The organism is Candidatus Uabimicrobium helgolandensis, from assembly GCF_041508025.1.
Lineage (GTDB): Bacteria > Planctomycetota > Uabimicrobiia > Uabimicrobiales > Uabimicrobiaceae > Uabimicrobium > Uabimicrobium helgolandensis.
Genome location: NZ_CP165719.1, coordinates 7,989,911 through 8,005,414, shown reverse-complemented (window position 1 = coordinate 8,005,414; position 15,504 = coordinate 7,989,911). Strand labels below are relative to the sequence as shown.

11 protein-coding genes are annotated in these 15,504 nt (G+C 35.1%); 10 read left to right on the top strand and 1 reads right to left on the bottom strand.

Features of this window, described 5'->3' with window-relative positions; all coding sequences use genetic code 11:
* Positions 1-36 precede the first annotated feature (36 nt).
* The 3 genes from bamE to UABHE_RS29460 all read left to right on the top strand — a co-directional run bounded on the left by bamE (position 37) and on the right by UABHE_RS29460 (position 4,196).
* Positions 37-468, top strand: a complete 432-nt coding sequence (bamE, locus tag UABHE_RS29470) for an outer membrane protein assembly factor BamE (protein ID WP_372371693.1) — start codon at positions 37-39, stop codon at positions 466-468.
* An 89-nt stretch (positions 469-557) separates the two neighbouring features.
* Positions 558-1,193, top strand: coding sequence for a hypothetical protein (locus UABHE_RS29465; RefSeq protein ID WP_372366948.1), 636 nt, complete (start codon positions 558-560; stop codon positions 1,191-1,193).
* A gap of 66 nt (positions 1,194-1,259) precedes the next feature.
* Positions 1,260-4,196: an MJ0042-type zinc finger domain-containing protein gene (locus UABHE_RS29460; RefSeq protein WP_372366946.1), complete on the top strand. Its 2,937-nt coding sequence runs from the start codon at positions 1,260-1,262 to the stop codon at positions 4,194-4,196.
* A gap of 369 nt (positions 4,197-4,565) precedes the next feature.
* Here UABHE_RS29460 and UABHE_RS29455 read toward each other — a convergent pair whose 3' ends face one another.
* On the bottom strand, positions 4,566-5,531 hold the full coding sequence (locus UABHE_RS29455; RefSeq protein WP_372366945.1) for an ATP-binding protein: 966 nt from the start codon (positions 5,529-5,531) through the stop codon (positions 4,566-4,568).
* 377 nt (positions 5,532-5,908) lie between these two features.
* On the opposite strand from UABHE_RS29455, the gene UABHE_RS29450 reads away from it, so the two are divergent.
* From UABHE_RS29450 to UABHE_RS29420, 7 genes are all read left to right on the top strand, one after another.
* Positions 5,909-7,054 carry a VWA domain-containing protein gene (locus tag UABHE_RS29450; RefSeq protein WP_372366943.1) on the top strand — a complete coding sequence of 382 codons (1,146 nt, stop codon included), beginning with the start codon at positions 5,909-5,911 and terminating at the stop codon, positions 7,052-7,054.
* Between the two features lie 13 nt (positions 7,055-7,067).
* Entirely contained in the window at positions 7,068-9,641 is a 2,574-nt protein-coding gene (locus tag UABHE_RS29445) for a VWA domain-containing protein (protein ID WP_372366941.1), read from the top strand.
* Entirely contained in the window at positions 9,631-11,502 is a 1,872-nt protein-coding gene (locus UABHE_RS29440; protein ID WP_372366940.1) for a BatD family protein, read from the top strand. The genes UABHE_RS29445 and UABHE_RS29440 overlap by 11 nt, the downstream gene beginning before the upstream one ends.
* Before the next feature lie 34 nt (positions 11,503-11,536).
* Entirely contained in the window at positions 11,537-11,788 is a 252-nt protein-coding gene (locus UABHE_RS29435) for a hypothetical protein (protein WP_372366939.1), read from the top strand.
* 266 nt (positions 11,789-12,054) lie between these two features.
* Positions 12,055-12,930, top strand: a complete 876-nt coding sequence (locus tag UABHE_RS29430; RefSeq protein ID WP_372366938.1) for a serine/threonine-protein kinase — start codon at positions 12,055-12,057, stop codon at positions 12,928-12,930.
* A 21-nt stretch (positions 12,931-12,951) separates the two neighbouring features.
* Entirely contained in the window at positions 12,952-13,386 is a 435-nt protein-coding gene (locus UABHE_RS29425) for a hypothetical protein (RefSeq protein WP_372366937.1), read from the top strand.
* A 467-nt stretch (positions 13,387-13,853) separates the two neighbouring features.
* Positions 13,854-15,395 carry a M28 family peptidase gene (locus UABHE_RS29420; protein ID WP_372366936.1) on the top strand — a complete coding sequence of 514 codons (1,542 nt, stop codon included), beginning with the start codon at positions 13,854-13,856 and terminating at the stop codon, positions 15,393-15,395.
* The last annotated feature ends 109 nt before the right edge of the window (positions 15,396-15,504 follow it).

The following is a 15,504-nucleotide window of genomic DNA, read 5'->3' as shown; positions in this document are numbered from 1 at the left end:
TTTTTCTTGTTTTCTTTATTAGGGAGTACTTTGTTGATGATCTTCTCATTTATGCGAGAGAAAAACGTACAAAGATATCTGCGTCAATATTTGGCATGCGTTTTTATATTGAGTAGCATACTATGTTGTCAAAGCAGTCAGAAAAATTATCTTCAAGAAAATCCTGATTTAGATACCAAGAAACGCTTAGCTATAAAAACTGGTCAAGTTATTAATGGTATGACGCAAAAAGAGGTCGAGTTAATTCTGGGGAAACCAACATTTGTAGAAACGCGAAAAGAAAATCAAATACGCTGGGTGTATCGTTTAGTGGAAAAAGGGAAACAGTTAGCAGAAGTATATACACCAGAAAGTTCTTTTCCTCAAGGTATTGCTTATATCATACCATTTTATTATCGCCCTCTAGAAATTAGAATTGATATATGTGACGAAGTTGTATGTCGTGTAGAAGAAATTCTAAGTTTTTAGAGTTGTGTAGCAATACACGTTTTGTAACTGAACTCACTGAAGAGACCTGGTTACTGAGAAGAACTAGAAGTTCTAAAAAAGGAGTGGGTATGATAGATTTAGTAAAACAATTTAGTGCTGCAAAAATGGCATTACACTACGATTTTATCACACGAAGTGAATTAAAGGAAGCATTAACTACTTTTTATCGAGAAATGGAAATGGTGGGGTCAACAGAGGGTATATTGTTTATTCTCGAAAGAGAAGGGTGCGTTACTTCAAAACAGCATTCATCTTTGCTTCAAAGAGTAAATTCAAACGACAATGTAGATATTAAGAATCGACGAGCTGTAGAAGTTTATCTGGGATTACGAAAACGCAAAAGTGAAGTTAGTGTTAGTGACGATGGTTTATTCATTATTTCTTGTAATCATTGTCCTGCGAAATTTAAGTTAAAGAAACTTCCTAAGCAAGTAACAAAATTTAAGTGCGGAAAATGTCAAAAATATTTTATTGTTAGTGCTCCTTCGAAACCAGAAACTTCAAGACATAAACCAGTGGCTCAGCAAGAGAGACCTGCTAAAGAGGCAAAGCCACAAGTTTCTTCATCACCTAATCGAAAAATACTTGCTGTAGATATTGAAGCTATGTTTAGTAAAGATGCAATGTTTATTGGCACTAAATTTGATACACCTATGTTACCTATTCCACAAGATTATGAGGATGGTTATACGATTTTTCAATAAATAGTTTTAGTTTTTACACTATGCTGTATTGAAGAATTTTTGAGCTTTTAAAGAGAGGAATTACCGTTGGCAAATTTAGTAGAACAAATAGCTGCTGCTAAAAGTGGAGTAGAGAGTGAATTCATTTCCCTTAGAGATTTAAAAGTTTGCTTAGATGCTTTTTATAAGGAAATTGAAAATACTGGTACTTCTCAAGGAATTCTGGTTATTCTGGAAAAAAAAGGCTGTATTACAACTGAACAACGCAGCTTTTTAGTCCAAGGCGTTGAATCAAATGAAGCAGCGGGATTAGAGATAAAAAATCGTCCGGCTGTTGAAAGCTTTTTAGGGCTTCGCAGAGGAGGGAGTGTGACATCTCGAAGTACAGGAGGTTTGTTAATAGCATGTACTCACTGTAGCTCTAAGTTCAAAATTAAACAACTACCTAAAAAAGTATCAAAATTCAAATGCGGAAAGTGCCAAAAGTATTTTATTGTTACTGAAAAGATGGTCAATTCCAGATCCCCGGTTCAAACGACGGGTTTAACAGCAGAGACAGAAGGTAAAATAATAGCACATCAAGGAGGAACTATTAATCTTGATGGTGACCAATCAAAAAAATTAGCTGCAAAAGCGCAGGCTGCAAAAAGTAAGCATACCCAAGAAGTACCTAAAGATTTGAGTAAAGAAGAGCCGTCTCAGCCAAGTAAAAAAGTACTAAAAGTAGATATTGAAGAAATGTTTAATGATGGTGCTATGTTTATCGGGACGAATTTTGAAACTCCTATGCCTCCTATTCCTAAAGATTATGATGATGGTTATGAAACAGATGATTCTCCTACACGATCAAATAAAACTTCTGTTAGTTCGTTAGCAGAAGAAGCGGCACTCAATTTTGGTAAACCAAAAAAATCTGATTCTGTAGGGGCGTTAGCGGATGAAGCGGTGCTTAATTTTGGTAAGCCAAAAACACCTGAGAAAAAGCCTGGTTCTGTAGGAGCATTAGCGGATGAAGCGGTGCTTAATTTTGGTAAGCCAAAAACACCTGAGAAAAAGCCTGGTTCTGTAGGAGCATTAGCGGATGAAGCAGCGCTTAATTTTGGAGCTAACTTTGGTAAGCCAAAAACACCTGAAAAAAAGCCTGGTTCTGTAGGAGCATTAGCGGATGAAGCAGCGCTTAATTTTGGAGCTAACTTTGGTAAGCCAAAAACACCTGAGAAAAAGCCTGATTCTGTAGGAGCATTAGCGGATGAAGCAGCGCTTAATTTTGGAGCTAACTTTGGTAAACCAAAAGAGAACAATGTGATGAATAATGGTGGCGTTAATATCTCAAGTGGTGGAATGACGATACCAGGAAGTAGCGGTGGTGTTGATATTTCAGGTGGTGGAATGACGATACCAGGAAATAGTGGTGGAATTGATATCTCAGGTGGTGGAATGACGATACCAGGAGATAGTGGTGGCATCGATATTTCAGGTGGTGGAATGACGATACCAGGAAATAGTGGTAGTGTTGATATTTCAGGTGGTGGAATGACGATACCAGGAAATAGTGGTAGTGTTGATATTTCAGGTGGTGGAATGACGATACCAGGAAATAGTGGTAGTGTTGATATTTCAGGTGGTGGAATGACGATACCAGGAGATAGTGGTGGCATTGATATCTCAGGTGGTGGAATGACGATACCAGGAGATAGTGGTGGCATCGATATTTCAGGTGGTGGAATGACGATACCAGGAGATAGTGGTGGCATCGATATTTCAGGTGGTGGAATGACGATACCAGGAGATAGTGGTGGCATCGATATCTCAGGTGATGGAATGACGATACCAGGAGATAGTGGTGGCATCGATATTTCAGGTGGTGGAATGACGATATCAGGGAGTAACGGTGGCGTTGATATCTCAGGTAGTGGAATGACGATACCAGGAGATAGTGGTGGCATCGATATTTCAGGTGGTGGAATGACGATACCAGGGAGTAACGGTGGCGTTGATATCTCAAGTGGTGGAATGACAATACCAGGAAGTAGCGGTGGTGTTGATATCTCAAGTGGTGGAATGACAATACCAGGAAGTAGCGGTGGTGTTGATATCTCAGGTGGTGGAATGACGATACCAGGAAGTAGCGGTGGTGTTGATATCTCAGGTGGTGGAATGACGATACCAGGAAGTAGCGGTGGTGTTGATATCTCAGGTGACGGAATGACGATACCAGCAGATAGCGGCGGCATTGATATTTCAGGTAGTGGAATGACAATACCAGGAAATAACAGTGGCGGCATTGATATTTCAGGTGGTGGAATGACAATACCAGGAAATAACAGCGGCATCGATATTTCAAACACTAATACAGTTGCAAATAATGAACAACAAGATTTTAGCGTTGCTGGATTGACAATGCCTAATAATTTCGAAATACCATCTAATCCAGGTGATTTATTAGATCTTGGATTTTCAACACATGAAGAAGATAGTAGTTCTTCCATGGGAACTATAGAGTTGGATCCTGGCGCTTTAAAAATGGCGATGGAAGAAAAGCAAGCCAAAGAAAAAGAAGAGGCACAACAAAAAAGATCTCTAGGACAAACTACTCTTTCTCCTAAAATGGCTGAAGCAATTAATAATGCAAGTGCACTTTCGATAAAAGAATCGGCTTTTTTAGTACGTCATGCGATGAATTTTGACTATATTGATATGGATGACATGAAAGAAATTGTGGAAGAACAACAAAACACAGGAAACAATTTCGCAGTCATTCTTTTACAAAAGCGGTATGCTACTACATTTCAATACGAAAATTTACGAAATAACTTAGTTAAAGACAAACAGGCTGGAAGATTGGCTAAAGTAAAACTAGAAACAGATGATGAAGTTCAGAGATTTTTTGGTTTAAAAGAAAATAAGGCTTTAATTCGATTTTCATGCCCTCATTGTTCTACAAAATATAAGGTTCGAATAAATCTCAAGGGTGGGAAATTTAAGTGTGGGACGTGTAAAGAGTACTTTTTTCTTAAGAAGTAATTTTTGGAAAAAATTGGTTATTAGGAAGTGTCATCAAGTAGTAAATTCGTGAGGTGGCCTTGATCGTATCCGTAACCAAAGTAGTCTTTTACAAAGCATAGCAAACAATGCGAGCTAGTGGAGTCTTTCTGTTTTGGTATTGTTGAGGATCAAGGATGAATAATAGCGCAGACTCAGTGAAAGATCCAGCGAGCAGTAAAAGTTACTATTTTTCTGAAAATTTACTATTTCCTAGCAGTATTGAGAGGAATTTATAAAGAGGTGTGTTTAAGTTACAATAAAAGGGATATGATTTTTTCTAATCTCTTAGGATATAAAAAAAACCATTCTTCTGCATAGAAGAATGGTTTTTGGCATTATTGAATTGTATTAATCTGGTTGAATAACAAATCCACCTTCTTTTCCTTGTGTGGTATCATCGTCATCGCCAGAAATTTCAAATCCTTGAAGTTCCATTTGATCGGAATTTGCTTCTGCAGCTTCTTGTTTCTTATCTTCATTGATTTCTTCTTGTTGCTCTCTTTGAAATCTTTCAGCTGCTTCGCCTAAAAATTTTGTTAAAGTAACCTGATTACCTTTTCTGTTATACTCTACTTTATGAACGCATTTTAGCATGAGCATAATTCCTAAACCACCATATCCACCCTGTTGATATCGTTTTCTGGCCTCATCAACAGCATTTCCCTCTTTTTTCCGACGTAGTTCTGCGCGGTAATCAAAACCTTCACCTTGGTCTGTTACACGCATAATAAGTCGATCGTCTTTTCGGATATAACGAAATTCGATGGGTAGACTTGCTTCATATTTGTGCCCGTGTCTTTGGGCGTTTCCTATTCCTTCGTTCAAGGCAGCGTCTAAATTTATTTTTTCTAGATCGCTAAGCTCGTTTACTAATTCGAATTTTTGCCTAGCAATTTCGTATATTTGATTTATCGCTTCATCATGAGAAGGAAACTTAAATTGAATATCAGGCGCATTTACCAATTCATTCATATCAAAAATTGATACATCATTGGTCATAAGATCTATTACTTTTGGAGGACTGTCCCATATTTCTGTAGAGAAATATATTTTCGTCTTCCCAATTTTCATAACATCTTTGTCTTGAAGCGCTCTTAAAAAAACTCGATCCCCGTTTACAAATATGCCATTTGCTGAGTTAAGGTCTTCTATTAATACATCTGCTCCGTCAAAGTATACTCTCGCATGGTGTCTAGAGACTATTCCATCTAAGAGTATTATGTCATTCTCTTTTCCTCGTCCCATAGTTAGAGGACCTGTAACTTCGACTACTTCTGTCAGGTTTCTTGTAATTTCGATTTTTAAACTGGCCATACTCTCACTCAAAAAATGGTTTGATGAAAGAGCTAAAACATCCTACAAAAAATGCAACTAGGAGGTATTTTTTGTTTGAATGTATACGACTTTCAAAAAAATAATCATTTAAATTATTTTTGTAATAAAGCAAATTATAATATATTTTTTATATAAACTACTTAACTCAAATAATTTATTTTTTTTGTTGTTTTTTGTGTAAAGATTTTAATTATGATTGTTTTTGAATATTTTATGAAATATTTTATACAATATCAAGAGAAATACTAGATCGAAATTCAATAAAAAAAAATAATTTTGAAATAAGTGATTTGACAAACGCATTTATTGGCTTTTTGATAGTCCTAAAGATAAAAAATTAGCCTGGAAGGAAAGTTATGTTTCGTCGCACAAAGATAATGGGTAATTTTATCTTACTTATATGTTTAATGGGCATTTTCTTATATGTTACTCATTTGTTTTTGCCAAATATGGTGTGGAATAGTCCTTGGTTTTTTTTACTACTCATTTTGCTACCTATTTTGATTATGAAGTGGAGTTTCCCGCGAAAATCAACAGCGATAAAATTTTCAAGCATTCGCAATTTAAAAAATATTCGTCCTAGTTGGCGTGTTCGTGCATATTTTTTTCTACCACTGCTTAAAGCTTGCGGTTTTTTTCTTATAGTTGTAGCACTTGCACGTCCACAAATAGGAAACGACAATACAAAAGTAACTAGTGAGGGGATTGCTATTCTGATGACAGTGGATGTCTCAGGTAGTATGCGTGCTTTGGATTTTTCTACACAAAGCAAACAGCAAAATCGTTTAGACGTGATCAAGGAAGTTTTTCGCGATTTTGTGATGGGTAATAATAATGATATGGATGGTAGAAAGAATGATCTTATTGGAATTGTAGCGTTTGGTGGATATCCTGAATCTAAGTGCCCGTTGACATTGGATCACAACGCTCTTGTTGGTGTTTTAGAAAAGCAAGTAGAAATACCTAAACCTATTTACGATAAAAATAATCAAATTGTTAACCAAGATGAATTTAGTACGGCGATTGGTGATGCTATTGCAATAGCTGTTGAACGTCTAAAAAATAGCTCTTTAAAAAGTAAAGTTTTAGTATTACTAACCGATGGTGAAAATACTGCAGGAGTTAGTGATCCACTAGAAAGTGCACAAGTTGCTCGTGATGAAGGGATCAAGATATACACTATTGGTGTAGGAACAAATGGCAAAGTGCCTTTTCCTGTAAAAAATGCTTTTGGAGAAAACATTGTCCGTTTAATGCATATACCTATAGATGAACAAACTTTACAAGAAATTGCAAAAGTTACAGGTGGGAAGTACTTTAACGCTCGTAGACGAGATCAATTACGCAATATATACAAAGAGATAGATACCTTGGAAAAACAAGAGATCAAAGTGACTTACTTGCAGTACGAAGAACTTTATTTATGGTTCTTAATAGCAGGGATTCTGATTATTTTGCTTGAAAAGCTCCTTGTAAATACAATTCTAAGAAAAGTACCGTAGAAAGGTTTACATTATGGATTTTACTAACAAAATGTTTTTAGCATTCTTGTGTATAGTTCCACTGGTGTTTTTTTTATTATATTTAAGTTATCGTTCGAGAGATAAAGCTGTACAGAAATTTGCAAAAGATGAAATGTTAAAAAAAATAGCTTCTTCAAGAAAGTGGAATACACGTGTATGGAAAATGCTTCTTTTTTCTTGTGGTATTTTGTTTATTGTTTTAGCAACTGCTCGTCCGAAATGGGGAGTGTATTTTCAAGAAGTCCAAAATTATGGTCGCGACGTTGTTGTTTTGCTTGATTTGTCAAAAAGCATGTTAGCTGAAGATGTGCAGCCAACAAGAATTGAACGCGCCAAAAAAGATATTGAAGATCTTGTCGATGCTTTGAAGGGGGATCGTGTAGCTCTTGTTGCTTTTGCTGGACGTGTGGAGATACGTTGTCCTTTAACTTTGGACTATAATTTTTTCAAATGGGCTCTTGATGAATGCCATCCGGGAGTTGTTGCTTTAGGAGGAACAGCGATAGGGGATGCTATTCGCCAAGGAGTGAATTTACTAGGAGAAGAATCTCCTGAAAGTAGTTGGTTTACAGAGGAGAATAACGAACCAAATAGAACAAAGGCTATTTTGTTGATAACAGATGGTGAAGATCATGAAACAGCTCCTTTAGAAGCAGCAAAACTTGCACAGAAAAAAAATATAACCATTTTTACTGTAGGTTTTGGTGACGATAAAGAAGGAGCAAGAATACCGGTTACGACAGCTGATGGTCGCAAAGAATATTTGAGAAATAGTCAAGGAGAAATTGTTTGGTCGCGTTTAAATGACAGACTTCTTCGAGAAATTTCTTTAGCGACTAAAGGGGGCGTGTATTTTCCTGTAAAAACGCGTAATATTAATATGGCTAACGTTTACCAGGATTACATTGCTCAAATGGAAGCAAAACGTCATCAATCTGCGAAAAAGCCACGTAAGAAAGAACAATATCAGATATTTGTATTGATCGGTTTTTTACTGTTGGTATTGGAGAGTTTAGTTATGGAAGGTAGTACGCGAACAAAAATTATTGTTACGGCACTCGTTATGTGTGTTTTATTTTGTAGTTGTTCGAACGAGAATAGTGAAGCGCATACGCTTAACGAAGAAGCAGCAAAATTGTATCAAAGTGGTGCATATGAAAAAGCCAAGGAAAAATTTCAAGAAGCAGAAGTAGTTTCACCTGAAAATAGTATTCTACTGTATAATATAGCGAATACTGCGTATAAGGAAAACAAATGGGAAGAAGCTCGGAAATACTATGGGCAAGCAGTTTATAATGTTGAAAATGATGTTCAGAAAAAACAATTATTTCGAATCACTTTTAACGAAGGTTGTTCTTATTATCGAGAAGCAGAAGAACTTATAACAAAAAAATCTGAAAAAACAAAAGAGATCATTACTCTTTTGCAGCAAAGTTTACGGCATTTTCGTAAAGCACTTGAATATAAAAAAAATGACCCAACAACTTTACACAATTTACGTTTTGTAAAATTGGCTCTCAAAAACTTCATAGATCAGCAGTACAAAAAACAACAAAAAGAAAAAGAAAAGCAAGAAACTGTGCAAGTTCTCTTGGCACAACTACGAAAGAATCAAATAGTAATAAATCATGTTAGTAAAACTTTTATTAGAGAAAACAAAAGTTTACAGGAATTAGCCGAGCAGCAAAAACAACAGCTCGAAGTTTTTGATAAATTGTCTGCTAAGTTAAAAGAACAAATGAAGGCTGTCCAAGATAAGAATCACAAACAAGCCTTTACTATGCAGATGCAAATGTTAAAAAGCGCTTTAGATAACATACATAGTAAAGTGCAAAAAAACGATTCGAGTGTTCTCAAAGATCAGCAAGATTTTCTAACTTCATTAGACCCTTTCTGGGAATTAATGGCATCAGCAGATTTAGTAATATCAGAAGATATACTGTTACAATCTTTAGCGTTAAGTGATTTATCTATCGATGTTAGTGGTGATTCTATGTGGAGAACTATAGACGAACACCAGGCATGGGCGATACTTTCTACAAATCTCTTTGAGAAAAAATTTGCAGAGTTAATAACTCAGATAGAAAAACAAAAACAACAGCAAAATAAACAGCCTCAACAACAAAAGCAACAACCTAAAATACCAAAGTTAGATGTGGAAGCGATAAAAAAGTTAACGAAACAAGCTTTGCAAGAACAAGGTGAAGCGAAACAATCCACGGAAAAAAAGCAACAACAAAACGGGAAAGAACAAGCAGAAAAAGCATTACAAACACTACAAAAAATAGCAGAAAAACTTGGAGCACAAAAGAAAAAGCAGCAGCAACAAAAAAAGCAGCAGAAAAAAGACCAAAACAAAAAGCAGCAGCAAAACAAAAAGCAGCAGAAAAAAGACCAAAATAAAAAGCAGCAAAATAAAAAGCAGCAAAAACAACAGCAGAAAAAGCAAATGTCAAAAAATGAAGCAGCAAAAATGTTGCAGAAAATTAAAAAACGTATGAAAGATAACAAAGAAAAAAAACGTATGTATAGTGGTGATTCTGTAGGAGTAGACAATGATTGGTAAAAATATCGCACTATTACTTCTTTTCTCAAGTACATTTATTTTGGCGCAAGTCTCTGCGAAAATTCAATTAAGTAAAGAAGATATATTTTTCAAAGAAAGAACAGAACTTTATGTTTTTGTATCTGGTGGAGAGCGAGATTCTAAAATTAACTTACAAAGTCTTGATAAGGATTTTGTTGTACAAAAAATAACAGATCAAAGCCGTAACTCTGAACAGGTTACTATGATCAATAACGAAATAAAGCGTGTAGTTTTTAGGGGACATGTTTTTGTATATGGATTAACGCCAAAAGCACCAGGGAACTATAGTATTGAAGGAATTCCTGTTACAGTTAACGGTACTACCGTTTTCAGTAATCGTGTTGCTCTTAGTGTCTCTGGTCCAGAAACAGGAGAAAATGTTTTTGTTAAAACTGCATCACAACGGTCGCAATACTTTATGGGAGAAACTTTCTTAGTAACAGCCGAAATCTACATAAGAGGTTCTAGAACTAATTGGTTAAACCGCGACCCTATATTTGCACAAAGTCCGCCACAGCTTAAAATTCCATGGATAGGAAAAGAGTATAAAGATTTAAAGGCGCAAGACTGGAAAGAAGTACTTAACTCACATTTAACTGAGTCCGATGGTGTAGGGTTTAATATAAACGGTATTGCTCTCGAAGGCTCTTTTTTTTCGTTTGAATCAACAAAAGCGAAATTTAAATTGTCTAAAGAGTTTGTAAGAGAAGAAGTAAACGGCAAAACAAACGATTATGTGAAGTATACAATTTCGCGAGCATTTGAAGCAAAAAATACTGGCGTTTATGTTTTTGAACCGATTTCTTTAAGTGGGACAATTGTACTGGTATCTACCGCCAAAAACTTTACACCTCGAAAACGTGTACAGGTTGCTGGAAAATCACTGACTATTGAAATAACCGACATGCCTACAGAGAATCGCCCACAGGATTTTAAAGGTACTGTAGGACATTTTAATATCCAAGCAAAAATTCTCAAAAAAACAGCTTATGTAGGTGATCTTTTGGACTTAGTGGTGACAATTAGCGGATCAGGAAAGCTAGACAGCATATTAGCACCTAAGCTATCTGAACAAACTCAAATAAGTAGTACATTTAAAGTGTACGATGATAATATCAATATGGAAACGACAACGAATAGTCGTAAATTTCAGTATTCAATACGTGCCCATCAGCCAACAGATAAATTTCCTAAGATATCTTTTTCATATTTTGATACTAGAAAACGCGATTACACTACGATTTTCTCGCAAGAAATTCCAATAGAAATCAAAGAAGTACAAACGATTTCAAAAGAAGAAATTATTCAAGCAACGAAGAAGACGGATAAAAAGAATATAGCTACCGAGACCGAAGAAGGACTTTTCGCCAACTATGAAGGGTTAGATGCGCTGCAAGAACAAGCCACAGGTATACAGCTTTGGCACAATATTATTGTTTTCGCTATGCCTATAACCTACGCATTCTTGCTCATGTTTGTTTTTTATCAAAAAAAATGGGGAAGCGATCTAGTTTTTCAACGAAAGCGTAAAGCACTTAGTCGCACAGAGCAACGGCTTCTGGTTTCTAATAATGCAAGTGCAGAAAAAAATTATGAGATGAAACTAGACGCGATTAAAGGTTATGTCGCCGATCATTTTAATTTAAACGAAGAAGCCCTGGTCTCAGATGAGTTACTACAAACTCTTAAAGATCGCATCAGTAATGAAACATCCGATAAATTGCGAAATTTTTTAGAAACTTGTGAATCTGTGCGTTATGGAGTAGTAGAAACCAATGTTGATATAAACCAAACAACACTCGAATTACTCCAAAATCTACACAAAGAGTTGAATTCGTAATTGCAGCTAACTGCAAGAGTTTGAAAAGATACAAATGATTGCTCTTGGCACTTTGGCGCAAAAGAAACAGCGAGTAACTGGTATTATTATGGAAAGCAAAAAAGCTCCTATTGCCATTGATTTGGACAAGCACACTCTTCGTTTCAAGGTTTCAGGAGTTAATATTGGCCAAGCGACGAGTAAAACACTACTTGTTAATTTACAAATAGGCAACTTTAACGAAACGCGTGTAATTTCTCTCGAAGAAAAAGTTCGAACGTATAGAATTGATTTCCATTACAAATAATTTACAACTTACACTAGTTGAAATGAAAAACGCTGTAAGGTTAACGTTATTGTTAGTTACGCTAGTGGAGTGAAGTTTGTACTGTTCGCTTAAGAACTAAACAGGCGTTTTTCTTCTATTTTTGCGGGATATCTTGTTTCATTAAAATAAAAATTCACTTTGCGCAAATTAATTGCAAATACTCCTGTCAATCACTATTATAAGTTATGCTTTTAAGTGAAGATAACAACATATTGTTTAATTTTGCGTGTTTAAAGGATGTGGTAATGAAAAAAACCTTGTTGAGTGAAAATCTCTTGCTATCTCAACTACAAGAAATACTAAAAGGTGAATACAAGTTTGAGGGTATTATTGGCCAGGGTGGGACAAGCTATGTTGTAAAAGTTTATAATTTAACTTTGAAACGCTTAGAAGCATTGAAAATAATATATTCAAAAAATGTACCTAACAAAAATGTAATTCAACGCTTTTATCAAGAAACTCAAAGTCTTTCAAGATTAAAAAAAGAGAATTATAAACTGCAAATACCTGAAATTTATAATTTCAAACAACGAGATCAATTTCTGTTTTACACCATGGAGTTTATAGATGGAACAGGATTGGATAAAGTTATTAGCCAGCGTAGTTTGGATATTAAAAAAAGCTTACAAATTGTTTACCAACTTGCAAAAAACCTTAATATTATGCATAATCAAGGGATTATACATCGCGATATAAAGCCTGCAAATATTATTCTAGATTACGACATTGAACCATGGATTGTTGACTTTGGCTTACTAAAAAAAATAGATTCTTCTCTAAAAATTACAGAACGCGGAGCGCTTCTTGGGACGCCTACATACATGTCACCAGAGCAGGCTATGGGAAAAAGTGTTTCAAAATCTACAGATGTTTATTCTTTAGGCACAGTACTGTATGAAATGGTTACATACGAGAAATACATCAAAGAAAAATCACTAACAGGTATTTTTCACAGTATTGTCTATGATGAACACACTGTTCCATCTGATGAGCAAGAAGAAGTACCACCAGAAGTGGACGATATATGTACTAAAGCACTAAATAAAAACCCTAAAAAGCGTTATTCTTCTGCTCTTGATATGTCGCAAGACATAAAAAAATGTATAAACATTTTCTCATAATAAATTATTTGGAGAATTGTAATGAATTTGGACACGAAAGAAAGATCAAAACCTAATTCCAAAAAAATATCTTTCGAATTAGGTAGCTACAGTGAAGTAAACAATGTTATTAAGAATAACGGTTTAACTATGTCTTATTATATTAATCTCGCGGCGAGACTCTTACTACACTTATACGATGCTAAAATTAATTATATTGAATCAGAAGAGTTGCGAAACTTACGCATTTTAGCAGTAAAAAATAATCACGAAATATATGATGATAATGCCAATGTTCAAGATATTATGGGAGAAGTTATATTGGATTCTCTATCTATTTATCTAGAGATGATAAATACTACTGTTGGAGATGAAAATCTTGTAGAGATGTTAAAGAAAAAAACGAGGAAAGAAAAAGTAAATCTTGCGCAAAAAGTTTCGAAAGTCATCTTTGAACACTTAAATGAAAAAAAGTAAACTCTTAATACAAACTTTGTACTGATAGTTTTACTTTATAGATAGATTTTCCGTTTCGAATCAATAATCTTTACTTTCAAATCTTGCCAACAAACCATAATATTCTGAGGTAATTAATATTTTTTATACTAGGGCGTCATCATTCAAAATATTGTGTGTTTTTTCGAGCCCGAGCCCGTTTGCGAGCCCGTTTCCGAAACTTTCACTAACAATTTATCAAAGAAGCAAAGTTTCTTTTTCCATCGCAAAAAACTAGTATTGAACCAATAAATCACTTTCTGTCGCTCTCAAAAAGTTTTCGGGCTCGCAAACGGGCTCGGGCTCAATACTACTGGCGTATCATTAAATGAATTCGTTATATTTTTATCTGTATTGAATGATGACACGCCCTATTAGCATGCTTATTGAAAATCGTAATATTTGGTTTCTGTGAAGTTAAGTGGTTTGATAAATCTTTAGGGAGATTTATGGTGAGCAAAAAAACGATTTCTTTATTTTTGGTGGTTTTTCTTTTCGCATGCAAAGGAAAAACAGATGATCAGTTTGCTGTTCCACAAAGTATCAATTATATCAATGTTAAGCAAATTGAAAAACATATTCGTGTACTAAGTTCTAAAGAATACGCTGGACGGGAAGCGGGAACAGAGGGTGGACGAAAAGCGGCAGAATATATAGCACGACAATTTAAAGAGATTGGTTTACTTCCTGGGGGGGAAGTTGGAAGTTATTTTCAGACATTCCATATATTTGACGAGAGTAGTTTATCTGGAAAAATGAAGGTGATAAATAAAGAGAAAAAGATTATCAAGTTTGAGTGTGGTGTGGATTATACTCCTCTAAGTATACAAGATAATAGTTTTTCTACTTCATTTACGCTTGTGGGCTACGGTATTTCATCTTCTATTTTACAATTTGACGAATACGAAAATGTTGACGTAGAGGATAAGATTGTTATTATTTTTTCTGGAGTTCCTTGGCATTATGCTTCAAATCATTGGTTTTCACGTATTTCGGCAGCAAAAGAGTTTGGGACATTGGAATATAAAGTAAAGAATGCAGAGAAACATGGTGCAAGTGCTGTATTTATTGTTGAAAATCCCGCAGGATGGCGTCGTGACTTAGAAACAGAAGAAATATTAAAAGCACCGGAAAATAAATTTCTTATAAAAGCGGAAATACCAGTTCTACAAATAACAAGAAAAGCTTTACAAAAAATCACAGCTATTTCACTAGATAACTTACATTTACTAGCTAAAAAAATAGATAAAGAGTGCTTGCCACAATCTATTGATTTTACAGAACAAACAATTAGCGCGACATCTACTATAATTCCAACAGGTCGATGGATAGGACGCAATGTTATTGGTGTTATCCCAGGTGGCGGCCAAGAATTAAAGAAAGAAGCGATCGTTATCGGCGCACACTATGATCATTTGGGACAGTTGGGAAATGAAATATACTATGGCGCTAATGACAATGCTTCCGGAGTAAGTGCTTTACTTAGTATAGCTCAATCTTTTTCGAAAACGACGCTGGTCTCTAAACGAACTATTATCTTTATTGCTTTTGATGCCGAAGAAATGGGGAAAGTGGGTTCTTTTAGTTATATAGACAAACCTTTGATCTCTTTGAAAGATACGGTTTTGATGATTAATTTTGATATGATAGGTCGCAATGACCCTAATCATGTTTTTGCGGTTGCTTCTGAATCAAGTAGAATGTTGCATTATATTCATCAACAACAGAATAAGCATGTCGGTTTAAAACTAGGGCATCCTGTAAACTTTCGTTTAGGAAAATCTGATCATACAGGATTTTATCGCGCGCGAATTCCTGTGATTTATTTTTTTGGAGGAAAACACAAAGGCTATCATCGTCCTTCTGATACTTGGGATTTACTTAGTTTATCAAAAATAGTAAAGATAGCAAAGCTAGCGTTTTTAACTGCTCACGCAGTGGCAAATAAAAGCCAAAAGCTCATTTTTCAAAGACAGAAATCAAGTGAATGATATATATTTTTTAAAGACCACTATGAGAAAATGTTATTTGATTTCATTCACTTAATTGATTATACGCTGTTACAGAATATTTATTTAGGACGTGTTATCATTTAAATGA